Genomic DNA, 22,353 nt, shown 5'->3' with positions numbered 1-22,353 from the left:
CATGATGCAAGTCACCACCCAACCCATTTCCCTGCTGCTCTGCGCCCTGGGCGGCGAAGGCGGCGGCATCCTCACCGACTGGCTGGTGGAAACCGCACGCCACGCCGGCTACGCGGCGCAAGCCACGTCCATTCCTGGCGTGGCCCAGCGCACCGGCGCCACCACCTACTACCTCGAAGTGTTTCCTGTGCCCCTGTCCGACCTGGGCGGGCGCCGGCCGGTGTTCGGCCTGAACCCGTTGCCGGGCCGGCTGGATGCGCTGGTGTCGTCCGAGCTGCTGGAGACCGGGCGGCAGATCACCAATGGCCTGGCGTCGAACGACCACACGCTGGTGATCACCTCGTCCGCACGGTCGCTGACCACTGGCGAGAAGATGGTGATGGGCGATGGCCGGCGCGACAACGCCGAATTGCTCCAACTCGTGAACACGCACAGCCGCTCGCGCCATGTGCTCGACATGGCCGCGCTCACGCAACAGGCGGGCACGGTGGTGAGCGCGGTGATGCTGGGCGCGATCGCGGGCAGCGGCCTGCTGCCGTTCTGCCGGCGTGAGTACGAAACGGTGATCGGCGAGAGCGGCGGCAGCGCCAAGGCGAGCCTGCGCGGTTTCGCGCTGGCGTTCGACGCGGTGAATGCTCAGCGCACGCAGTCCGCCTACATCGACCAGGTGCTGGCGCACGAGAGCGAAGCCCCGGCGCAGCAAGCCGTGCTGCCCGAAGCGCTGCGGCGCGAGTTTCCCCTGGAGGTGCACGACCTCATGGCGTTGGGCCATGCGCGTGTCCGCGACTACCAGAACGCGGCCTACGGCGAGCGCTATGTGCAGCGGCTGCGCCGTGTGCTGGCGGCCGAGCAGGCCGGCGATCCGCAGCACCTGCACGGCTACCGCACCACGCGCGAGATGGCGCGCTGGGTCGCGCTGTGGATGGCGTTCGACGACATCGTGCTGGTGGCCGACCTCAAGAGCCGCGCCAGCCGCCAGGCGCGCGTGCGCGATGAGGTGAAGGCCGGGGGCGATGACCTGCTGCGCGTGTTCGACCACTTCAAGCCCGGCGCGCCCGAGTTCGCCGCCATGCTGCCCGAGTCGCTCGCACAGCGCGTGCTGGCCTGGGATCGTCGGCGCGTGGCGCAAGGCCAGGCCCCGTGGGCGTTGCCGCTGAAGATCGGCACGCACTCGGTGCTGGGCATGCTGGCGCTGCGCACGCTGGCCGCCTGCAAGCGACTGCGGCCGATGGGCAGCCGCTTTCACACCGAGCAGGCGCTGATCGACCGCTGGGTCGACGCCGTGGTGCGCCTGAGCGAAGCGCATGGGCCGCTGGGCCATGAGGTGGCGCTGTGCGGCCGACTCATCAAGGGCTATGGGACGACCAATGAGCGTGGCAAGGACAACCTGCTGCACATCATCGACCACCTCGCCTTGCCTGCTCTAGCCGACCCCGGCAGCGCAACACAGCGTTGCGCAGCCGTGGCGGCCGCTCGCAAGAACGCGCTGAGCGACGAAGCCGGCAAGGCGCTCGACCAGACCTTGCAGCAACACGGCGCGCCCGCGCGGCCGGTGAAAGCGCAGCCGATCCGCTGGCAGCACAACCCCCGGCTCAAGGCCAAGGCGGCCACGCCATCCTGACACCCAACGCCCGACCTGTTTCGTTCACGCACAACAAAGGAGACCCGTATGCACCACACCATGACCACCCACACCGCACCGCGCCGCTGGCGCACCGCCGCCGTGGCCGCCCTGCTCGCGCTGGGTGGCACCGGCGCCGCGCTGGCCCAGACCTACCCGGACAAGCCGCTCAAGGTCGTCGTCGGCTTCCCGCCCGGTGGCGCGGCCGACCAGATCGCGCGCCTGGTCTCCACACCGCTGGCCACCGCGCTGGGCCAACCCGTGGTGGTGGAAAACCGCGCCGGTGCCAACGGCAACATCGCGGGCGACGCGGTGGCCAAGTCGCCGGCCGATGGCTACACGCTGCTGCTGAGTTCGGGTGGCATGGTCTCGGTGAACCCGCACCTCTCGCGCATGAGCTTCGACCCGGTGAAAGACCTCACGCCCGTGGCCTCGGCCGCGCGTGTGCTGGTGTACCTCATGGCGCGGCCCACGCTGGAGGCGAAAAACGTGCAGGAACTGGTGGCCTACGCCAAGGCCCACCCTGGCAAACTCACCTACGGCTCGGCCGGCAGCGGCAGCTCGCCGCACCTGGCCGGTGAAATGCTCAAGGCGCAGACCGGCATGTTCACCGTGCACGTGCCCTACCGTGGCGCAGCGCCTGCGCTGGCCGACCTCATGGGCGGCCAGATCGACTACTACTTCGACCCCGGCATCGGCCTGGCGCACGCCAAGGCCGGGCGCACCAAGCTGCTGGCGGTCGGCAGCCTCAAGCGCTCGCCGCTGTTCCCCGACGTGCCGACGTTGGACGAAGCGGGCTTGAAGGGCTTCGATGCCGACTCCGTGTTCGGCTTCTACGCGCCCGCCGCCACGCCACCCGCGGTGATCGCGCGGCTCAACACCGAGATCAACAAGATCCTCGCGACCGCGAGCGTGAAGGAGCGCATCACCGCGCTGGGGGGTGAGGCACTCCCGCTCTCGCCCGCCGAGTTCGGCAAGCGCGGCATGGACGATTCGCAGCGCTTTGGCGCGATCATCCGCGACCGCAAGATCACCGCCGACTGAGCAGGACCGAGGCTTCCTTCCGTTCTGCGGGCGTCAGGCCATCCACACCGCGATCAGCGCGAGCATGAAGATCTGCAACGCGCCCATCAGCGGCAGCATGAGTGGCATGTAGTGGACAACGGAGTCGAAGATATCTTCGGCTTCCTCGTCGGTGTAGACACGCAACTCGGGATCGGAATACTCCAGCGGATGCTCAGCAAGCGCGTCGTCGGGTGCTGGCTGGGTGTGTGGCATGGCGAACCTCCTTGAAGTGGATTCGCTTTGAGGGCAAGGCGCATTCCCGCTGTTGCCCACGGGAGACCACGGGCACGGGCCGTGATGGACCGCATTTTCGGCAATTTTTTCCGTCAAGCCGGTCTGTGGCTCAGATCGAGACGAGCTGGCGCACGCCGTTGACCTGCATCTCGCTGCCGGGGCCGTGGGCGATCACCTCACCGCGTTCCATGACCACATAGTGGTCGGCCAGCGCTTCGGCGAAATCGTAGTACTGCTCCACCAGCACGATGGCCATCGTACCCCTGTCGGCGAGCATGCGGATAACCCTTCCGATGTCCTTGATGATGTTCGGCTGGATGCCCTCGGTGGGTTCGTCGAGGATGAGCAGCTTGGGGCCGGCGGCGAGTGCGCGGGCGATGGCGAGCTGTTGCTGCTGCCCGCCCGAGAGATCGCCGCCGCGGCGGTTGAGCATCTGCTTGAGCACGGGGAAGAGTTCATACAGCTCCTCGGGCACGGCCGTGCCGCCCTTCTTCGTCGCCAGGCCCATCTGCAGGTTTTCCTGCACGGTGAGGCGGGCGAAGATTTCTCTTCCCTGAGGCACGAAGCCAATGCCCATTCTTGCGCGCTCGTAAGGTGTGGCCTTGTGGATCGGCTTGCCTTCGAGTTCGATGCTGCCGCTCTTGATGGGGACCAGGCCCATGAGGGACTTGAGCAACGTGGTCTTGCCCACGCCGTTTCTTCCCAGCACCACGGTCACCTTGCCGAGTTCGGCTTGCAGGTTGACGTTGCGCAGGATGTGGCTGCCGCCGTAGTACTGGTTGACGTTCTTGACTTCGAGCAGGCTCATGGTTTTCTTCCTCAAACTTTTTTTTCTTTCGTGGCTAGCCGGGTCTCGGCCCGGCGGCCGAGGCACTTTTCTTTGCTTCGCCAAAGAAAAGTACCCAAAAGAAAGGCGAGCCGAAGACCGGGGCCCTGCGGGCTTCCTTGCGCTGCTCGGTGCCCGGGGGAAGTTCGCCAAACTCGCCCGCTGCGCGAGCTCAAACGCGGCGAACTTCTGATCCCCGGACCCCTGCGCTGCTCAGCCCGGCCCCACGGCACAAAACGGATACGGGATCGGACGCCCCCTCGCGCCAACGACTGTGCCTTTCTCCTTCCTTTGATGGAGAGAGCTTGGGTAAGGGACACGCGCGCCGGCAAGAGGGGAAGCCCGATCCCGTCTTCTGCCGTGGGGCCGGGCTGAGCAGCGCAGGGGTGCGGGGAAAAAGAAGTTCGCGTGTTTGAGCGAAGCGAGTTTGCGAACTTCTCCCCGCACACCGAGCAGCGCAAGGAAGCCCGCAGGGCCCCGGTCTTCGGCTCGCCTTTTCTTTGCTTACTTTCTTTTGGCGAAGCAAAAGAAAGTGAGTCGGCCGCCGGGCCGAGACCCGGCTCGCCACGAAAGAAACAACAACACGACAAAGAAAACTCAGCGACCAAGATACACCTCGATCACCCGCTCATCCGCCTGCACCTGGTCCAACGTCCCCTCGGCCAAAACAGACCCATCGCACAGCACCGTGACCTTCTCCGAAATCGTGCGGATGAAGCCCATGTCGTGCTCCACCACCAACAGGGAGTGTTTGCCTTTGAGCGACAAAAACAATTGCGCAGTGCGTTCCGTTTCGTCGTCCGTCATGCCCGCCACCGGCTCGTCGAGCAAGAGCAGCTTGGGGTCCTGCATCAGCAGCATGCCGATCTCCAGCCACTGCTTCTGCCCGTGGCTCAGGTCACCGGCCCGGCGCGCCGCGCTGTCCGCGAGGTGGATGGTCTGCAGCACCTCGGCAAGGCGGTCCTTGTCTTCCCCGGTGAGCGCAAACACCATGGAGCGGCGCACGCGCTTGTCGGTGGCGAGCGCCAGCTCCAGGTTCTCGAACACGCTCAGGTGTTCGAACACCGTGGGCTTCTGGAACTTGCGCCCGATGCCCATGGCCGCGATCTCCGCCTCGCGGTAACGCAGCAGGTCGATGGTGCTGCCGAAGAACACCTGCCCGGCGTCGGGCCGGGTCTTGCCGGTGATGATGTCCATCATCGTGGTCTTGCCCGCGCCGTTGGGGCCGATGATGCAGCGCAGCTCGCCGGGCGCGATGTCCAGGCTCAGGCCATTGATGGCCTTGAAGCCGTCGAAGCTCACGTGCACGTCTTCCAGGTACAGGATGCGGCCGTGCGTGGTGTCCACTTCGCCCGGCGTCACCGGCCGCGAGAAACCGGCCACGCGGCCACCGGACTCGGTGGCGCCACTGGCCACGCGTTCGGCGCCGCGCGCGATGCGCTGTGCGCCTTCATCCATCAGGTCGGGCGTCATGCCTCGCTCCCTTTCTTCGCGGGGTGCAGCAGCTTCTTCACCAGTCCCACCACACCCTGCGGCATGTAGAGCGTGACGACGATGAACAAAGCCCCCAGCACGTACAGCCAGTATTCGGGAAAGGTCACGGTGAGCCAGCTCTTCGCACCGTTGACGATGAAGGCCCCCACGATCGGTCCGATGAGCGTGGCGCGTCCACCCACCGCCGCCCAGATGGCGATCTCGATGCTGTTGGCCGTGCTCATCTCGCCCGGGTTGATGATGCCCACTTGCGGCACGTACAACGCGCCGGCCACGCCACACATCACCGCCGAGAGGGTCCAGATGGTGAGCTTGTAGGGAAGCGGGTTGTAACCGCAGAACATCACACGGCTTTCGGCATCGCGCACCGCCTGCAGCACGCGGCCGAACTTGCTCTTCACCAGCCAGCGCGCGAACAGGTAGAAGCCCAGCAGCGTGAAACCGGTGAGCACGAACAGCGTCATGCGCATGCCCTGCGTGGCGATCGGGAGATCGAGGATGCGCTTGAAGTCGGTAAAGCCGTTGTTGCCGCCGAAGCCGGTTTCGTTGCGGAAGAACAGCAGCAGCGCCGCGAAGGTGAGCGCTTGCGTGATGATGGAGAAGTACACGCCCTTGATGCGCGAGCGGAACGCGAAGTAGCCGAACACGAAGGCGACCAACCCCGGCACCAGCACGATGAGCAGCAGCGTGGCGATGAAGCTGTCGGACAGCGCCCAGTGCCAGGGCAGTTCCTTCCAGTCGAGGAACACCATGAAGTCGGGCAGCTCGCTCTTGTAGTTGCCATCGGTGCCGATCTGGCGCATGAGGTACATGCCCATCACGTACCCCCCGAGCGCGAAGAACAGGCCGTGGCCCAGGCTCAGGATGCCGGTGTAACCCCAGATCAGGTCCATGGCCAATGCACAGATGGCGTAGCACATGATCTTGCCGAGCAGGCCGACCATGTAGTCGCTCAAATGGAACGCGCTGTCGGGCGGCACGAACAGGTTGAGCAGCGGCGCGACGGCGCACACCACCAGCAGCGCGACGACGAAGGCGCTCCAGCCGGCGCGGGTGAGCAGCGGGCCGTGCGAAGGCAGAGCAAGCACCCCACCCGTTCGGGCTGAGCCTGTCGAAGCCCCCGCCCCGGTGTTGTTGGTGAGCCCTTCGACAGGCTCAGGGCGAACGGTGGTGGGTTTGGCACTCACGCTTCACGTCCCTTCATGGCAAAAATGCCTTGAGGTCTTTTCTGAATGAACACGATGATGAAAACGAGGACGGCAATCTTCGCCAGCACGGCACCCGCCCAGCCCTCGATGAACTTGTTCAACATGCCCAGCCCCAGCGCCGCATAGACCGTGCCGGCGATCTGGCCCACGCCGCCGAGCACCACCACCATGAACGAATCGACGATGTAGTTCTGCCCGAGGTCGGGGCCGACATTGCCGATCTGGCTCAGCGCGCAGCCCGCCAGGCCGGCGATGCCCGAGCCCAGCGCGAAGGCATAGGTGTCGATGCGCGCGGTGTTCACGCCCATGCAGGAGGCGATGGGCCGGTTCTGCGTCACGCCACGCACGAAAAGACCCAGGCGCGTCTTGCCGATCATGAGCGTCACGCCCACCAGCACCGCGAGTGCGAAGCCGATGATGATGATGCGGTTCCAGGGCAGGTTGAGGTTGCCCATCAAGGTGATGCCGCCGCTCATCCACGACGGGTTTTCCACGCCCACGTTCTGCGCGCCGAAGAGGCTGCGCACCGCCTGCATCAACACCAGGCTGATGCCCCAGGTGGCCAGCAGGGTTTCGAGCGGGCGGCCATAGAGATGGCGGATGACCGTGCGCTCCATGGCCGCGCCCACCAGGCCCGAAGCGAGAAATGCCACCGGCATGGCCACGAGCAGGTACCAGTCGAAAACTTCGGGCAGCGCCTGGCGAAAGAAGCTCTGCACCAGCCAGGTGGCGTACGCGCCGATCATGATCAGCTCGCCGTGCGCCATGTTGATCACACCCATGAGGCCGTACGTGATCGCCAGGCCCAGCGCGGCCAGCAGCAGGATGCTGCCCAGGCTGATGCCGGTGAAGGCCTGGCCCAGCGCGCTGCCGATGGCCAGGCGCGTGTCCAGATCCGAGAGCGATGCCTTGAGGGCGGTCTTGACCTTGTCGTCTCCTTCCTTGTCCATCTGTGCCGTGAGCAGCGGGCGCACGACGGGGTCCTTGGCCTCGCCCAGTTTCTCGGCCGCGGCCAGGCGCTGTGCCGCGTCCTCGCTGGCCAGCAGCACGGCCGCGCGGGCCAGTTCCAGGCTCTGCCGCGCGCGCGCATCGAGCTCGCCGGCGAGCGCCTTGTCGATCAGCGCGAGCTGGCTGGTGTCGGGTTCTTCGAAGGCGGTGCGTTGCAGCGTGCGCGCCGCTTCGCGCTGGCGTTCGGGCGGCGCGCCGAGCAATTCCATGCCGGCCAGCGCGTTTTCCATGGCGCCGCGCAGGCGGTTGTTGACCATGATGTCGCCGGCGTCTTCGGGCAGCGTGGCGAGCTTCTCGCCGGTCACGGCATCAAGGGCGCCATCGCCCTCGACGATCAGCACGCGCTCGCCTTGCAGGCGCACGGCCTCGTCAGACATGGCCTTGATGAGCGCGGCCGCCTTGTCATCGGGTTCGGCGGCGAGGCGGTTGAGCATGTCGATGCGCGCATCGGTGTCGCCGTCGACCAATGCGAGCGCATCGGCAGCGGTGAGTGCGTGGGCGGCACCGAGCGACAACCACAGCGCGAACCCCAGCCCCAACAGTCGGAGCCAATGAGTCTTCATGAGATTTCCTAACGACCAACAAGATGGTGCGGCGCTTGAAGTGAGACCACCTAACGCGTGCCCCTCACCCCAGCCCTCTCCCCAGAGGGGCGAGGGAGCGAAGGCACGGTCTCCGGAGAGAAGCGCACCCAATCCAGGGGCATCGAGGGACGGCTCCGCCGGCCCCAGATGCCGTCCCCCCTCGAAGCGCCGAAGGCGCGCAACAGAGGGGGGAAGCCGCGTCAGCGGCGCAGGGGGGAGTTATTTCGCCGCAGGCGTATTCTTCTTGCCCTTGTTCTCTGCGATGTAGTCGCTCCAAGGATCGGCCACCACCGGACCCGGCGTCTTCCATACCACGTTGAACTGGCCGTCGGCCTTCACTTCACCGATGAACACCGGCTTGTGCAGGTGGTGGTTTTCCTTGTCCATGGTGCTGGTGAAGCCACCCGGTGCCTTGAAGGTCTGGCCGGCCATGGCGGCGATGACCTTGTCGGTGTCGGTGGACTTGGCCTTGGCCACGGCCTGTGCCCACATGTTGATGCCGATGTAGGTGGCTTCCATCGGGTCGTTGGTCAACGGCTTGTCCTTGTGGCCCGGGATGTTCTTGGCCTTGGCGTAAGCGGCCCACTTCTTGGTGAACTCGGTGTTGGCCGGGCTCTTGATGCTCATGAAGTAGTTCCAGGCCGCGAGGTGGCCCACGAGCGGTTTGGTGTCCACGCCACGCAGCTCTTCTTCACCGACCGAGAAGGCCACCACCGGCACGTCCTTGGCCGAGAGACCGGCGTTGCCCAGTTCCTTGTAGAACGGCACGTTGGAGTCGCCGTTGATGGTGGAGACCACGGCCGTCTTCTTGCCGGCCGAGGAGAACTTCTTGATGTTGGCGATGATGGTCTGGTAGTCGGAGTGGCCGAAAGGCGTGTACTCCTCCATGATGTCGGCGTCCGCCACGCCCTTGCTCTTGAGGAAGGCGCGAAGGATCTTGTTGGTGGTGCGCGGGTACACGTAGTCGGTGCCCAGCAGCACCCAGCGCTTGGCCGAGCCGCCGTCCTTGCTCATGAGGTATTCCACGGCGGGAATGGCCTGCTGGTTGGGCGCGGCACCGGTGTAGAACACGTTCTTGCTCAGTTCTTCGCCTTCGTATTGCACCGGGTAGAACAGCAGGCCGTTGGCCTCTTCCACCACCGGCAGCACCGACTTGCGCGACACCGACGTCCAGCAGCCGAAGATCACGGCGACCTTGTCCTGGGTCAGCAGTTGTTTGGTCTTCTCGGCAAAGAGCGGCCAGTTGGACGCGGGGTCGACCACCACCGGCTCCAGCTTCTTGCCCAGCACGCCGCCCTTGGCGTTGATCTCGTCGATGGCCATGAGCACCGTGTCCTTGAGCACGGTTTCGGAAATGGCCATGGTGCCCGAGAGGCTGTGCAGCACGCCGACCTTGATGGTCGACTGTGCATGGGCCGGCAGGGCCGAGAGGCCGCCGAGGGTGGCGACCATCGCGGCGGCGGAAAGGGTCTTGAGGGTGATCCGGCGGGCGGTGTGGGGTTTCGTCGACATGGCGCTTCTCTCCAGTGTTCCAGGGGCCCCGTGAAGGGGTTTGTGTGGCGCCGCCGGCTGCCCTCTTCGGGCGTGGCACAGCGGACAACTGGATGCTAGGGAAGCGCCTGGACGGCGTATGTACGCCGGGTGGCGTACGTCAGTGGCAGGGGCAGGAATCGGCCGTTCGTGTCTTCAGCAGATGATCAATTTCGAGAGATTCGGTAATCCCTTCCAGTCTCAGGTTCCTGGCAGGCTCGAACCTCTCAGCAGCCGGACCACGTCTTCATGTCCCGCGGCCCTTGCGAAGTCCAGGGCGGTCTTTGTCAGCACCATCCGATGGCGATCGGCCCCGTGCTCCATCAGGTATTTCACGAGCTTCACATGACCGCGCTCGCTGGCCACCATGAGTGGCGTGTGCGGACGCTTGGGGGTTGCCTGGTCCACCGCAGCGCCGTGCTTGAGCAGCAGCTCGACCAAGGCCAGGTGCCCCTCGCGGCAGGCCAACGCCATGGGAAGGTTGCCAGCACGGTCGGCCTGGTTCAGATGGCCACCGACCTGGATCAACCGCTCGGCCAACCCGTGGTGACCGTAATGACACGCCAGGTTCAGCGCGGTCCATCCGCTCTCATCGGCCGCATTCGGATCGACGCCGTGCCGTGTCACCAGCGCTTCGACCTCTTCCACCTGGTCCTCCATCGCGTAGAAAAGCATCAGTTGGACCTTGGCTTCTTCTGCCTCCGCCGGCGAAAAGTCTTTCATGGTGTGTACCGTCAGCGCCGGGTTCTTGGTGGTCGACCAGCGGGTTTGTCTTGCATCCCACTGCAAGGAGGATGCCGGCAGAACCGAGCGTGTCTGCAAGCGATTCCCCGAACCCGCTTGCACGCGCTCGGCCGCGCAGTCCTGCAACACCAACCGGATGCCGTGGTTGTTCAGCGATACCAAGGTTTCGCGGTGTGACGAGACGACGGTGATGACCACCCCCGCATAGCCCGCCGCCGGATCGAGCGGCTCGGGCATGTAAGGGCCGTTCTGGAAGCAGTTCCTCATCGGCGTGACCGCGTCGGCAGCTTCACAGCCGAACATCCACACCTTCGAGACGCCTTTCTCGAGGAAGTAGCGCGCTACCGCCACCAGCGGCACGCGCTCGTTCCGACCGAGTTGCACCATCACCTGCTGGAGTTCGTTGTCCCAGAAGCTGTGGCCATACCAAATGACGAAGTCGCCATCCTGGATGGGCTGCTGGTGCAGTTCTTTCCACGACAGCTCGATCCTGCCATCGCCGTAGGTGTACAGGTCGATGCCCGCCTGCTTCGCGTCATCGACCAGTTGCCTTGCGTTCAAGCTCGGTAGGTCGCAACCGGTGATGAGCCATCCTCGGTTGTAGGACGTGTGGTGGGGCGTCCAGAGGGTGGGCGGCGCGGGTGCACGCAGCGCCTGGATCACGTCGACCGGCTCGCCGCGCTGGGCCGCCAGCGTGGCAGGCCAAGTGCCGCAGGCGTCGCCGGTGGCGCACAACGCGGCATAGTCGCCAGGGGGCAAGGCCCGCCGCACAGCCTGCGCGACCTGCAGCGTGTCGGGGCCGATCGCCGCACAGTGCAGAACCGTGAAACCCAGCGCCCCTTTCGCGAAGACATCGGTATCGGCATGCCCCAGCAACAGGCCCACGATGTCGTCGCGTCCTGCCCGCGCGGCGACGTGCAGCGGCGTCCAACCTCTTTCGTCGGCCCCGTTGGGGTGGATGCCGGGTTGACCCAACAACAGCGCCACGAGCTCGGCGTTGCCCGCGCGCGCGGCCCAGTGCAACAAGGTCTCGCCCTTCTTCGTGGTCTGGTTCAGCACCGTGGGCATGTCGCAGGCCTGGCCATGAACCTCCAATATCTCGGGGTGCTCCAGCAACGCCCGCGCCATCTGTGCCGTCGGGTGGGTGCAGGCCTGGTGCAGCGGGGTCACGCCGTCTTTCGTCGGCTGGGTCGGGCACGCCCCGGCCACCCACAACTGGTTGGCGATGCCCATCTGCTGGTGCTCCAGGGCCAGCAGAAAGGGCGTGGCGCCCGACGCAAGGGCGCTCTCGATGTCGATGTCGGCATGTGCCAGCAGGGCAGCGACCACACCGTCTCGGCCCTCGAGGATGGCCTCGTGCAGTGGCGCATACCCTTCGAAGTCGGTCAGGTTGGGGTCCAGGCCTGGTTGCGCCAGCAGCCACTCCAGGACCCGCGTGTCCGGGTTCCGGCAGGCATGGTGCAAAGGCCGGGTGCCGTCCTGCATCGCCCCGTGCAGGTCGGCACCAAGGTGTCGCAGCAGTTCGGCCACCGCGCACTGCCCTTGCTGGATCGCGGCCATGAACGGTGTGGCGCCCATGGCGTCGGGCGCGTCCACGGCGATCGTGCGCAGCAACAAGGCCGCGACGTGGGTGTTGGGCGTGCGCGCTGCCGCGTGCAGAGCCGTGCCGCCGTCGGCATCGGTGAGGGTGGGGTCGATGCCCTCGCGCCCGAGCAGGAATTGCACCACGTCACCGTGGCCGGCCCCTGCCGCCAAGCTCAATGGGGTGAGGCCCGAGCGGGTGCGCGCGTTCAACGCCGCCCCCGCGTGGTAAGGCGGCACGTCCAGGCGCAGCAGCGGTTGCAGCCATCGGACGATGTCGCCCCGACCGTGGTGGCAAGCCAGGTGCAAAGGGGTGGCGCCGTCCTTGCGCGGCCTGCGAACGTCCGCGCCAGCGGCGACCAGCCGCTTCGCCGCCTCCAGCTGGTTGTATTCGATCGCAATGTGCAAGGGCGTGGCGCCGGTCGCGAGTGGGCCGTCGATGGGGATCTCCGCGGCGTCCAGCAACTGCGCGATGTGCTCGATGTCGCCCACCTTGGCGGCCGCGTGCAGCGGTGTCCATTTCTCTGTCTCCAAACGCTGCGCGCTGTCGATGCTGGTTTGCAAAACGTCTTGCGCCTGGGGCGACAGCGTGAGCGCGACAGGCAGCGTGGGGGGGTTGATGGGGGAGGTGGCGGCGGCCGCCGCCGTGTGGGTGGCCTGCCCGGCAGAGTCGGTGCCTGCATGGGCATCTGCGCTCGGGGCCTGCTCGTGCTGGGCGCTTTCAGGCGTCTCCGTGGGTCGGCCCGGCGAATGCGGGAAGGCACTTAACGGGACAACGGAGGTGTGGACACGGGTCATGGCACTCCCACGCATGAAACAAGTTCATGGAGGGAAACGGATGAGCCGATCCGGTTCCCGCGTCGGCAGCACTTCCTCTTGCTCGTCCTCGTAGCACGTCTGGAGCGGTCCATTTCAACCGTGCGATTTTTGCCTCGTCCCGCGCCAACGCGCTCAGGAGCCCCCGTGTTGCGGCCCCAACTGCGGCACCCGCGCCAGCGCCATCGCGGCCGCCGCGGTGCGCGTCTCCACCCCGAGCTTGGCGTGGATGCGTTCCAGGTGCTTCTTCACCGTCGCCGGGCTGGAGCCGAGGATGTCGCCGATGTCGCGGTTGATCTTGCCCTTGACCACCCAGTACAGCACCTCGGCTTCGCGCGCGGTCAGGCCGAACGCAGCGGCCAGGCTGGCGAGCACGTCGGCGTCCGAGGTCTCCTGCATCACGATGAGCCAGTCGCCGCCTTCGCCGTTGGGTTCGTCGCCCACGCATTGGTGCAGACGGAAGGTGAGGCGGCGCGCGCCGGTCTCCAGCGTGAGGCGCGGGGGCTCACGTTGCTCGCGCGCCTCGCCCAGGTGGCGGCGCAGCCACTGCAGCACGGCCGCAGGCGTCGTGGGCGCTTCGGTGCCGCAGTGGTGGCGCAGCAGGTCGCGCGCCAGCGGGGTCTGCCACATCAGGCGGCCGTCGCGCTCGCGCACGGTGATGGTGGCGTAGCCGAACGCGTCGAGCGCGTTGCGCGCCTGGCTGCGCTCCACCGCGCCCTGGCGCACATGCCGTGCGGTGCGCAGGTGCACGCCCATGCGGGCCATGACTTCGCGCGGCTTGATCGGCTTGGTCACGTAGTCCGCGCCGCCGGCATCGAGCGCGGCCACCAGGTGTTCGGTGTCGGTCAAGCCGGTCATGAAAAGAATGGGAATGTGCGCGGTGGCGGGCTGGGCCTTCAGGCGGCGCGCGACCTCGAAGCCATCGATGCCGGGCATGACCGCGTCAAGCAGCACCACGTCGGGCACGGCCTGGGTGGCGCGGCGCACGGCGCTCTCCCCATCGAGCGCGACCAGCACGGTGTAGCCGGCTTCGTCCAGCGCGTCGTGCAGCGGCGCGACGTTGTCGGGCACGTCGTCGACGATGAGCACCACCAGGGCATCCGACAAGGGCAAGGCGCCGGGCAGCGCCACGGCAGGGGCTTTGGGCGGCGGTGTGTCAAGGGGATGCGGCATGGCGGGTCTGCAGCAGTTGCTGTTCGATGGCGTCAAAGCGGAATTCGCGCGCAAGGTCGCGCAGGCGCTGCGCAAAGGCGGCCTGCTCGGGGCGGTGCTGCACCCAGTCGTCGAGCCACTGGACGATGCCCTTGTAATAGCCCAGGCGCACCAATTCCAGCAGCGGTTCGATGTCGTCGTGGCGCGCACTGGCGGCCTGTTCAGCCAGGGCGGGAGGGTGGGTCCGCTGCGGCGGCTCCTGCGCGATCCAGGACAGCTGCAGGCGCTGGCCCAGCCAGCCGAGCAGGTCGTCGCGCCGCACCGGCTTGACGAAGAAGTCCTGCGGCTGGTGACCCAGATCGTTGTCCAGGCCCTTGTCGAAGGCGTTGGCCGAGACGATGGCCAGAGGCACCGACGCCCACCCCTGGGCGCGCAGGCGGCGCAGGGTCTCCCAGCCATCGATGCCGGGCATGGCCAGGTCCATGAAGATGGCGTGCGGTGCACGGGCGTCGCCCGGCTGCAAGGCTTCCAGCAGGGCCAGCGCCTCCAGCCCGCTGTTGGCCAGCAGCACGTCGAAACCCAGCGGCGTGAGCCAGCGCGCAAGCAACTCGCGGTCGGCCTCTTCGTTGTCGACCACCAGTACCCGCCGGCGCGCGCCGTCGTAGCCGGCGTGCAGCGGCAACGAGGCGGGCCGGGGCAGCACCGTGCCGCGCAGCTCGGGCAGGAACAGGCGCACGGTGAACACGCAGCCCTGGCCCGGCGTGCTGCGCACCGTCATCTCGCCGCCCATGAGGTCGGTGAGCATCTTGGCGATGGTCAGGCCCAGGCCGGTGCCCGTGGAGGGCGCGGTGGCGCTGGCCTCGCCCTGCCCGCGCGCGAACGGCTCGAACACGCGCTCCAGCTCCTGGGGCCCCATGCCGGGGCCGGTGTCGTGCACCTCGAACTGCGCCATCTCGCGCGCGTGCGCCACGCGCAGGCGCACCTCGCCGCAGTGGGTGAACTTCACCGCGTTGCCCAGCAGGTTGATGAGGATCTGGCGCAGCCGCTTCTCATCGGCGCGCACGGTGTCGGGCAGCGGGCTGCCGGTGTCGAAGACGAAGCGCAGCCCCTTGGCTGCGGCCTGCAGTTCGAACATGCCGGCCATCTCCCGCATCGCATCGGCAAAGGCCATGGGGCGCACGTCCAGCGCGAGCTTGCCCGACTCGATGCGCGCGATGTCCAGCGTGCCTTCGATCAGCGACAGCAGGTGCTCACCACCTCGGTTGATCACCCGCACCGCCTGCGCGCGGTGCGGCGCCACGCCCGTGTCTTCCTGCAACAGCTGGGCATAGCCGAGGATGCTGTTGAGCGGCGTGCGCAGTTCGTGGCTGATGGTGGAGATGTAGCGCGTCTTGGCCTGGTTGGCCTGTTCGGCTGCGCGGCGCGCTTGCTGCAGGGCTTCGTCGGTGCGCTGGTGCGAGGCGATTTCCTGCATCAGCAGGCGCGTCTGCCGGTTCGACTCTTCCTGCGCCACCTCGCGGCTCTTGTGCGCCAGCACCAGCCACCAGGCCACGGTGGCGGCAATCAACAATAGCACGGCATACACACGCACGAAGCCTGAACGCAGTGCCGCGTCGAGCAGCGAGGTGTTGGCCGCCACACCCAGGCCTTCCTGCAAGCCCTCCACCTCCTGCCGGTAGAGCAGGCCGAGCACCGCCGCCAGCACTGGGGCCACGATCATCATGAGCAAGAGGTAGTGCGCCAGGCCCGCTGCCAGGTAGGGCCACATGCGGCGCGGCATCACGCGGCGCAAGGTGGCCATCCACTGTTCGGAGAGGCGCGCGTGCGGTTTGCACAAGTCGCCGCAGCGCGCGTCCAGCGTGCAGCACAAGGAGCAGATGTGACCCTGGTAGGCGGGGCAATGCGCCATGTCGGGCGCTTCATAGGCCCGCTCACAGATGACACAAGTGTGAACACCCCCCGCGCCGCCTGCGGCGTCACCCCCCTGAAGGGGGGCAACACCAGCGGCCTGGCGAAGCCAGCTCCGCGGTGTTTCTGTACCCACGCCACCCGTCCTGGCGATGTAATAGCGCCCCTTCGTGATCCAGGCGATCGCAGGCGCCGCCACCAACGCCGTCACCATCGCGATCACCGCCGAGAACGCCTGCGCGCCAGTGCCCAGAAAGCCCATGTGCGCCACGATGGACAGCGCCGACGCCAGGCCCATCGCCCCCACGCCCACCGGGTTGATGTCGTACAGATACGCCCGCTTGAACTCGATGCCCTTGGGCGACCAGCCCAGCGGCTTGTTGATCACGAGGTCTGCCACCACGGCCATGATCCAGGCAATGGCGATGTTGGAGTACAGCCCCAGCACCTCGCCCAACGCCTGGAACACGTTCATCTCCATCAGCATGAAGGCGATGAAGGTGTTGAACACCACCCACACCACGCGGCCCGGGTGGCTGTGCGTGATGCGCGAGAAGAAATTGCTCCAGGCCAGCGAGCCGGCGTACGCGTTGGTCACATTGATCTTGAGCTGAGAGACCACCACGAACAGGGCCGTGGCCGCCACCGCCCAACCGTAGTCCGGGAACACGAATTCGTAGGCCGCCAGGTACATCTGGTTCGGATCCACAGCACGCTCGGTCGACACCATGTGGCTGATGGCGAGGTAGGCCAGCAAGGCGCCACCGAGCATCTTCACCACGCCCAGCACCACCCAGCCCGGCCCGCCCGCGAGCACGCCCGCCCACCAGCGCCAGGCCTTGCCCGGCTCTTTCGCCGGCATGAAGCGCAGGTAGTCGGCCTGCTCGCCCATCTGTGTGATGAGCGCAATGCCCACCGTGAGAGCCGCACCAAACAAGTGCCAGTCGAACACCGCCCCCGCACCCGATTCGCCCCCATATCGCACCACATTGGTGAACGTCTCGGGCGCCATCCAGGCCACCGCACCGAAAGGCACCACCATCATCACGATCCACAGGGGTTGGGTCCAGACCTGGAAGCGGCTGATCACCGACACGCCGTGCGTCACCAGCGGGATGACGACCACCGCGCAGATGAGGTAGCCCCAGGCCGGCGGGATGTCCAGCGCGAGCTCCAGCGCGTAGGCCATGACCGCCGCCTCCAGCGCGAAGAAGATGAAGGTGAACGAGGCGTAGATCAGCGAAGTGATGGTGGAGCCGATGTAGCCGAAGCCCGCGCCGCGCGTGAGCAGGTCCATGTCCACACCATGGCGCGCGGCATAGACGCTGATGGGCAGACCCGCGAGAAAGATGATGAGGCCGGTGCACAGAATGGCCAGCGCGGCGTTGACGAAGCCGTATTGCACCAGCAGCGTGGCGCCCACGGCTTCGAGAATGAGGAAGGAGGCCGCCCCGAAGGCCGTGTTGGCAACGCGCCATTCGCTCCACTTGCGAAAGCGCTGCGGCGTGTAGCGCAGCGCGTAGTCCTCCATGGTCTCGCTGCCAACCCAGCTGTTGTAGTCGCGGCGCACCTTGATGATGCGCTGCGGGGCTTCGGCGGGCGCCGGTAACGGGTCGGGCAAAGGGGCGTTCACCCCGACGCAGGTGCAGCTTTCATGCCATGCGCGCCCGGCCCGCGCAGGTGGGGCACGGGTCTTGCTGACGTGCACCACCATGGAACTCACACCGCGAGAGAAAGACAAGCTGCTGATCTTCACCGCCGCCCTGCTGGCCGAGCGGCGCAAGGCGCGCGGCCTCAAGCTCAACTACCCGGAAGCCGTGGCCCTGATCAGCGCGGCCGTGATGGAGGGCGCGCGCGACGGCAAGACCGTGGCCCAGCTCATGAGCGAGGGCCGCAGCGTATTGGCGCGCGACGACGTGATGGAAGGCATCGCCGAGATGATCCCGGACATCCAGGTCGAAGCCACCTTCCCCGACGGCACGAAGCTCGTCACCGTGCACCAACCCATTTTCTGAAGCACCATGAAGCTCAAACACCTGCTCCCGCTGGCCCTCGCTGCCGTGTCGATTTCCGCCTTCGCGCACGTGGGCGACGCCCATGACCACGGCGGTTTCCTCACCGGCTTCCTGCACCCCATCACCGGGCTGGACCACCTGGCCGCCATGCTGGCCGTGGGCGTGTGGAGCGCGATGACGACCACACGCATCTGGGCCGCGCCACTGGCCTTCGCCGGCACGCTGCTGGCCGGTGCGCTGCTGGCACAGACAGGTATCGCATTTCCGGCGATCGAGCCGATGATCGCGGCCTCGATGCTGGTGGTGGGGCTCTTGCTGGCGGCTCGCATTCAACTGCCTGCGGCCGCCGGTGCGGTACTGGTCGGCGCCTTCGCGCTGTTCCATGGCGCGGCCCACGGCCAGGAACTCAACGGCACCGGCGCGCTGATCGGCATGTTGGTCGGCACCGCACTGCTGCACGTGTGCGGCGTCGGCCTGGGTCTCGCGTTGAAACGCCAGAGCGTGTGGCTGCCACGGGCTGTCGGTGCTGTGGTCGCGCTCTTCGGCGTGAACATGGTGTTGTCGCTCATCGCGGGCTGAACACATGATCCCCGGCGAACTCCTCACCGACGCGGGAGAACACCCGCTCAACCCCGGCCGGCGCACGCTCACCCTGGTGGTGAAGAACGGCGCCGAGCGCCCCATTCAAGTGGGCTCGCACTACCACTTCGCTGAAACCAATGGCGCGCTGGACTTCGACCGTGCCGCCGCGCGGGGCATGCGCCTGAACATCGCCAGCGGCACCGCCGTGCGCTTCGAGCCGGGCCAGCAACGCACGGTCGAGCTGGTGGACTTCGCGGGTGCTCGCATCGTCCACGGCTTTCGCGGCCTCGTTCAAGGAAAGCTCTGACATGGCCACCATCTCCCGCAGCGCCTACGCCGGCATGTTCGGCCCGACCGTGGGCGACCGCCTGCGCCTGGCCGACACCGGCCTGTTCATCGAGATCGAAAAAGACTTCACCCTCGCCGCCGGTGGCTATGGAGAGGAAGTGAAGTTCGGCGGCGGCAAGACCATTCGCGATGGCATGGCGCAGTCGCAGCGCACGCGCGCCGAAGGCACCGTCGACACCGTCATGACCAACGCGGTGATCGTCGACCACTGGGGCATCGTCAAGGCCGACATCGGTTTGAAGGGCGGGCGCATCGTCGCCATCGGCAAGGCCGGCAACCCCGACACGCAGCCCGGCGTGGACATCGTCATCGGCCCGGGCACCGAAGTGATCAGTTGCGAGGGCCACATCGTCACGGCCGGTGGCATCGACAGCCACATCCATTTCATCTGCCCGCAACAGGTGGACGAAGCGCTCACCTCGGGCATCACCACCATGCTCGGTGGCGGCACCGGCCCGGCCACCGGCACCTTCGCCACCACCTGCACGCCCGGCCCCTGGCACATCGAGCGCATGCTGCAGGCGGCCGACGGCCTGCCGATGAACCTCGGTTTCCTGGGCAAAGGCAACGCCAGCCTGCCCGCAGCTGTGCACGAACAGATCCACGCCGGTGTGATCGGCTTGAAGCTGCACGAAGACTGGGGCACGACGCCTTCGGCGATCGACAACTGTCTGAGCGTGGCCGAAGAGGCCGACGTGCAGGTCGCGATTCACAGCGACACGCTCAACGAATCGGGCTTCGTGGAAGACACCATCGCCGCCACCAAAGGCCGCACGCTCTGCGCCTTCCACACCGAAGGCGCGGGCGGTGGCCATGCGCCCGACATCCTGCGTGTGGTGGGCGAAGCCAACTTCCTGCCCTCCTCCACCAACCCCACCATGCCCTACACGGTGAACACGCTCGACGAGCATGTGGACATGCTCATGGTGTGCCACCACCTGGACGCGGGCATCGCCGAAGACCTGGCCTTCGCCGAGAGCCGCATCCGCCGCGAGACGATTGCGGCCGAAGACATCCTGCACGACATGGGCGCCATCAGCATGATGAGCAGCGACAGCCAGGCCATGGGCCGCGTGGGCGAAGTCATCATCCGCACGTGGCAGACGGCGGACAAGATGAAGGCGCAACGCGGCACCCTGCCCGAAGACAACACGCGCCACGACAACTTCCGCGTCAAGCGCTACATCGCCAAGTACACAGTCAACCCCGCCATCGCACACGGCATCGCGCACATCGTCGGCTCCATCGAAGTCGGCAAGTGGGCCGACCTGGTGGTGTGGAAGCCCGCCTTCTTCGGCGTCAAGCCCACCACCGTGCTCAAGGGCGGCAGCATCGCGCTGGCCGCCATGGGCGACCCGAACGCATCCATTCCTACACCGCAACCGGTGCACTACCGGCCCATGTTCGGCAGCTTCGGTGGCGCCACCGCGCAGAGCTCGCTCACCTTCGTGTCGCAGGCGGCGCTGAGCGCGGGCGTGGGCGAGCGCTATGGCTTGCGCAAGACGCTCTCGGCCGTGCAAGGCTGCCGTGGCGTCACCAAGGCGCACATGGTGCACAACAGCCTGCTGCCGCGCATGGAGATCGACGCGCAGACCTACGCGGTGCGCGCCGACGGCGTGCTGCTCACCTGCGAACCCGCGAGCCAGCTGCCGATGGCACAGCGCTACTTCCTGTTCTGAGCCCATCCCCATGCTGCAAGTCTCCAAACTGATTCCCCAAGGGCAGGGCCTGGCCGTGCCGCTGGTGCAGCGCGCCGCGCAGCTCGTGCTGGACTGGGACCTGCGCCAGAAAAGCCGCTTCGACGCCGTGGCCTCCGACGAGCGCCACGTCGGCGTGTTCCTGCCGCGCGGCACCGTCGTGCGCGGCGGCGACGTGCTGCTCACGCAGGATGGTTCGCTGCTGCGCGTGGTGGCCGCGCCGCAAGCGGTGATGCGCATCACCGCCTGCCCCGACCACCCCGTACAGGACCAGGCCTTCGACCTCATGCGCGCGGCCTACCACCTGGGCAACCGGCACGTGCCGATCGAACTCCGGCCCGACCACCTCAAGATCGAACCGGACCACGTGCTGGCCGACATGTTGCGCGCCATGCACCTCACGGTGGACGAGGTGCGCGAGCCGTTCGAACCGGAAGGGGGTGCCTACGGTGGACACGGACACGGCCCTCACCACCACGGACATGACCACGGCTGAGCTTGCGGCGCAGCGCTCGGACGCGAGTCTGCTGAAGATTCTCTGGCTGGCCTCGCCCGCGCTGCCGGTGGGCGGCTTCTCGTACTCCGAAGGCCTGGAGGCCGCGGTGGACGCAGGCCTCGTGCACGACGAATCCAGCGCCACCACCTGGCTCATCGACCAGATGCACCTGGGCCTGTCGCGCGCCGACCTCGCGGTGGCGGCGCAGGCCATTCCCGCATGGCGCGCGCACGACATGACGCGCATTGCCGCACTGAATGCCTGGGTACTGCACACCCGCGAAACCGCCGAACTGCGCCTGCAGACCGAACAGATGGGCCGCTCCCTGCTCGAATGGGCGCGCCAGCTCGGCGAGCTGGGCGCGGGCGTGTTCGAGCAGTTGCAGGCCGCGCGCCTGGACCCACCGACCTACCCCGTGGCCTGCGCCTGCGCGGCCGCCTGCACCGATGGCAGCGTGCGCGACAGCCTGCTGGGCTATGCCTTCGGCTGGGCCGAGAACATGGTGCAGGCCGCCATCAAGTCGGTGCCGCTGGGGCAGAGCGCCGGGCAGCGCATGCTGGCGCGCCTGGCCCAACAGATTCCCGAGGCGGTGGACCACGCCCTGTCACTGGACGACGCGTCCCGACAGGCTTTCACGCCGTTGCTCGCCATCTTGTCTGCCCGCCACGAAACCCAGTACTCACGGCTCTTCCGCTCATGACCTCGCCTCTTCACCACATCCCCCGCCGCACCAAAACCCTGCCGCCCCTGCGCGTGGGCATCGGCGGCCCCGTCGGCTCGGGCAAGACCACCTTGCTCGAAATGCTCTGCAAAGCCATGCGCGCGCAGTACGACCTGGTGGCCATCACCAACGACATCTACACCAAGGAAGACCAGCGCCTGCTCACCGTGAGCGGCGCATTGCCCGCCGAACGCATCATGGGTGTAGAGACCGGTGGCTGCCCGCACACCGCGATCCGCGAAGACGCCTCGATCAACCTTGAAGCCATCGACCGCATGCTCGAGCAGTTTCCGAATGCCGACGTGGTGTTCATCGAGAGCGGCGGCGACAACCTGGCCGCCACCTTCAGTCCCGAACTCTCGGACCTCACGGTCTACGTGATCGACGTCGCCGCCGGCGAGAAGATCCCGCGCAAGGGCGGCCCGGGCATCACCAAGAGCGACCTCTTCGTCATCAACAAGACCGACCTGGCACCGCACGTGGGCGCGGACCTGGAGGTGATGAAGGTCGACACCGCGCGCATGCGGCCCGACACCGAGCGCCGGCCCTGGGTGATGACCAACCTGAAAACGCTGGCGGGGGTGGACGAGGTGGTGCGCTTCATCGAGCGCAAGGGTTTGTTGAGCGCTGCCGCTGCGACCTGAACGTCCTGCCTCTCTCGCAAGCGCTCGTGCCTGCTCGGTGCCGCAGCGTCTTGATACTTTCTTGAGACCGCGGCCCGAA

18 protein-coding genes are annotated in these 22,353 nt (G+C 67.0%); 9 read left to right on the top strand and 9 right to left on the bottom strand.

Translation table 11 applies throughout. The features are described 5' to 3' along the window. The first annotated feature begins 1 nt into the window (after position 1). Entirely contained in the window at positions 2-1,621 is a 1,620-nt protein-coding gene (locus F9K07_RS09220) for an indolepyruvate oxidoreductase subunit beta family protein (protein ID WP_236581861.1), read from the top strand. Between the two features lie 48 nt (positions 1,622-1,669). Further along, positions 1,670-2,665: a Bug family tripartite tricarboxylate transporter substrate binding protein gene (locus F9K07_RS09215; RefSeq protein ID WP_159591809.1), complete on the top strand. Its 996-nt coding sequence runs from the start codon at positions 1,670-1,672 to the stop codon at positions 2,663-2,665. A 33-nt stretch (positions 2,666-2,698) separates the two neighbouring features. Here F9K07_RS09215 and F9K07_RS09210 read toward each other — a convergent pair whose 3' ends face one another. From F9K07_RS09210 to F9K07_RS09170, 9 genes are all read right to left on the bottom strand, one after another. After that, positions 2,699-2,899, bottom strand: coding sequence for a hypothetical protein (locus F9K07_RS09210; RefSeq protein WP_159591806.1), 201 nt, complete (start codon positions 2,897-2,899; stop codon positions 2,699-2,701). 130 nt (positions 2,900-3,029) lie between these two features. After that, positions 3,030-3,722 carry an urea ABC transporter ATP-binding subunit UrtE gene (urtE, locus tag F9K07_RS09205; protein WP_159596876.1) on the bottom strand — a complete coding sequence of 231 codons (693 nt, stop codon included), beginning with the start codon at positions 3,720-3,722 and terminating at the stop codon, positions 3,030-3,032. Between the two features lie 621 nt (positions 3,723-4,343). Beyond that, on the bottom strand, positions 4,344-5,219 hold the full coding sequence (urtD, locus tag F9K07_RS09200) for an urea ABC transporter ATP-binding protein UrtD (RefSeq protein ID WP_159591803.1): 876 nt from the start codon (positions 5,217-5,219) through the stop codon (positions 4,344-4,346). After that, positions 5,216-6,328 (bottom strand): urea ABC transporter permease subunit UrtC, encoded by a 1,113-nt coding sequence (gene urtC / locus F9K07_RS09195; RefSeq protein WP_159591800.1) that lies wholly within the window; start codon positions 6,326-6,328, stop codon positions 5,216-5,218. Before urtC ends, urtD begins: the two co-directional genes overlap by 4 nt. Positions 6,329-6,423: 95 nt before the next feature. Beyond that, complete coding sequence (gene urtB, locus F9K07_RS09190) at positions 6,424-8,019, bottom strand: urea ABC transporter permease subunit UrtB (RefSeq protein WP_159591797.1); 1,596 nt, start codon at positions 8,017-8,019, stop codon at positions 6,424-6,426. A gap of 240 nt (positions 8,020-8,259) precedes the next feature. Beyond that, positions 8,260-9,552: an urea ABC transporter substrate-binding protein gene (urtA, locus tag F9K07_RS09185; protein WP_159591794.1), complete on the bottom strand. Its 1,293-nt coding sequence runs from the start codon at positions 9,550-9,552 to the stop codon at positions 8,260-8,262. Positions 9,553-9,771: 219 nt separating this feature from the next. Further along, positions 9,772-12,693 carry an ankyrin repeat domain-containing protein gene (locus F9K07_RS09180; RefSeq protein ID WP_159591791.1) on the bottom strand — a complete coding sequence of 974 codons (2,922 nt, stop codon included), beginning with the start codon at positions 12,691-12,693 and terminating at the stop codon, positions 9,772-9,774. Between the two features lie 153 nt (positions 12,694-12,846). Further along, positions 12,847-13,884: a response regulator transcription factor gene (locus F9K07_RS09175; RefSeq protein WP_159591788.1), complete on the bottom strand. Its 1,038-nt coding sequence runs from the start codon at positions 13,882-13,884 to the stop codon at positions 12,847-12,849. Continuing rightward, on the bottom strand, positions 13,868-17,485 hold the full coding sequence (locus tag F9K07_RS09170) for a hybrid sensor histidine kinase/response regulator (RefSeq protein ID WP_159591785.1): 3,618 nt from the start codon (positions 17,483-17,485) through the stop codon (positions 13,868-13,870). Before F9K07_RS09170 ends, F9K07_RS09175 begins: the two co-directional genes overlap by 17 nt. Between F9K07_RS09170 and F9K07_RS09165 the strand changes: the two genes are divergently transcribed. Genes F9K07_RS09165 through ureG form a run of 7 tightly spaced genes read left to right on the top strand, consistent with a single transcriptional unit; the run spans position 17,484 to position 22,274 of the window. Continuing rightward, positions 17,484-17,786, top strand: coding sequence for an urease subunit gamma (locus F9K07_RS09165; protein WP_159591782.1), 303 nt, complete (start codon positions 17,484-17,486; stop codon positions 17,784-17,786). The genes F9K07_RS09170 and F9K07_RS09165 overlap by 2 nt on opposite strands. A 6-nt stretch (positions 17,787-17,792) precedes the next feature. Further along, positions 17,793-18,365, top strand: coding sequence for a HupE/UreJ family protein (locus F9K07_RS09160; protein WP_159591779.1), 573 nt, complete (start codon positions 17,793-17,795; stop codon positions 18,363-18,365). Between the two features lie 4 nt (positions 18,366-18,369). Then, positions 18,370-18,675 carry an urease subunit beta gene (locus tag F9K07_RS09155; protein ID WP_159591776.1) on the top strand — a complete coding sequence of 102 codons (306 nt, stop codon included), beginning with the start codon at positions 18,370-18,372 and terminating at the stop codon, positions 18,673-18,675. Position 18,676: 1 nt separating this feature from the next. Then, positions 18,677-20,395, top strand: coding sequence for an urease subunit alpha (ureC, locus tag F9K07_RS09150; RefSeq protein WP_159591773.1), 1,719 nt, complete (start codon positions 18,677-18,679; stop codon positions 20,393-20,395). A gap of 10 nt (positions 20,396-20,405) precedes the next feature. Continuing rightward, positions 20,406-20,909, top strand: a complete 504-nt coding sequence (ureE, locus tag F9K07_RS09145; RefSeq protein ID WP_159591770.1) for an urease accessory protein UreE — start codon at positions 20,406-20,408, stop codon at positions 20,907-20,909. Continuing rightward, positions 20,896-21,609, top strand: coding sequence for an urease accessory protein UreF (locus tag F9K07_RS09140; RefSeq protein WP_159591767.1), 714 nt, complete (start codon positions 20,896-20,898; stop codon positions 21,607-21,609). Before ureE ends, F9K07_RS09140 begins: the two co-directional genes overlap by 14 nt. Beyond that, positions 21,606-22,274 (top strand): urease accessory protein UreG, encoded by a 669-nt coding sequence (gene ureG, locus F9K07_RS09135; protein ID WP_159591764.1) that lies wholly within the window; start codon positions 21,606-21,608, stop codon positions 22,272-22,274. Before F9K07_RS09140 ends, ureG begins: the two co-directional genes overlap by 4 nt. The last annotated feature ends 79 nt before the right edge of the window (positions 22,275-22,353 follow it).

Source organism: Hydrogenophaga sp. BPS33, assembly GCF_009859475.1.
GTDB lineage: Bacteria > Pseudomonadota > Gammaproteobacteria > Burkholderiales > Burkholderiaceae_C > Hydrogenophaga.
Note: the sequence above shows the minus strand (reverse complement) of the source record. Positions and strands in the feature narration are given on the sequence as shown.

Bases quoted from the DNA above. Each gene is read 5' to 3' on its own strand.
- F9K07_RS09220 (WP_236581861.1), top strand. From the start codon at position 2: ATGATGCAAGTCACCACCCAACCCATTTCCCTGCTGCTCTGCGCCCTG.
- F9K07_RS09215 (WP_159591809.1), top strand. From the start codon at position 1,670: ATGCACCACACCATGACCACCCACACCGCACCGCGCCGCTGGCGCACC.
- F9K07_RS09210 (WP_159591806.1), bottom strand. From the start codon at position 2,899: ATGCCACACACCCAGCCAGCACCCGACGACGCGCTTGCTGAGCATCCG.
- urtD (WP_159591803.1), bottom strand. From the start codon at position 5,219: ATGACGCCCGACCTGATGGATGAAGGCGCACAGCGCATCGCGCGCGGC.
- urtB (WP_159591797.1), bottom strand. From the start codon at position 8,019: ATGAAGACTCATTGGCTCCGACTGTTGGGGCTGGGGTTCGCGCTGTGG.
- urtA (WP_159591794.1), bottom strand. From the start codon at position 9,552: ATGTCGACGAAACCCCACACCGCCCGCCGGATCACCCTCAAGACCCTT.
- F9K07_RS09180 (WP_159591791.1), bottom strand. From the start codon at position 12,693: ATGACCCGTGTCCACACCTCCGTTGTCCCGTTAAGTGCCTTCCCGCAT.
- F9K07_RS09175 (WP_159591788.1), bottom strand. From the start codon at position 13,884: ATGCCGCATCCCCTTGACACACCGCCGCCCAAAGCCCCTGCCGTGGCG.
- F9K07_RS09165 (WP_159591782.1), top strand. From the start codon at position 17,484: ATGGAACTCACACCGCGAGAGAAAGACAAGCTGCTGATCTTCACCGCC.
- F9K07_RS09170 (WP_159591785.1), bottom strand. From the start codon at position 17,485: ATGGTGGTGCACGTCAGCAAGACCCGTGCCCCACCTGCGCGGGCCGGG.
- F9K07_RS09160 (WP_159591779.1), top strand. From the start codon at position 17,793: ATGAAGCTCAAACACCTGCTCCCGCTGGCCCTCGCTGCCGTGTCGATT.
- F9K07_RS09155 (WP_159591776.1), top strand. From the start codon at position 18,370: ATGATCCCCGGCGAACTCCTCACCGACGCGGGAGAACACCCGCTCAAC.
- ureC (WP_159591773.1), top strand. From the start codon at position 18,677: ATGGCCACCATCTCCCGCAGCGCCTACGCCGGCATGTTCGGCCCGACC.
- ureE (WP_159591770.1), top strand. From the start codon at position 20,406: ATGCTGCAAGTCTCCAAACTGATTCCCCAAGGGCAGGGCCTGGCCGTG.
- F9K07_RS09140 (WP_159591767.1), top strand. From the start codon at position 20,896: ATGACCACGGCTGAGCTTGCGGCGCAGCGCTCGGACGCGAGTCTGCTG.
- ureG (WP_159591764.1), top strand. From the start codon at position 21,606: ATGACCTCGCCTCTTCACCACATCCCCCGCCGCACCAAAACCCTGCCG.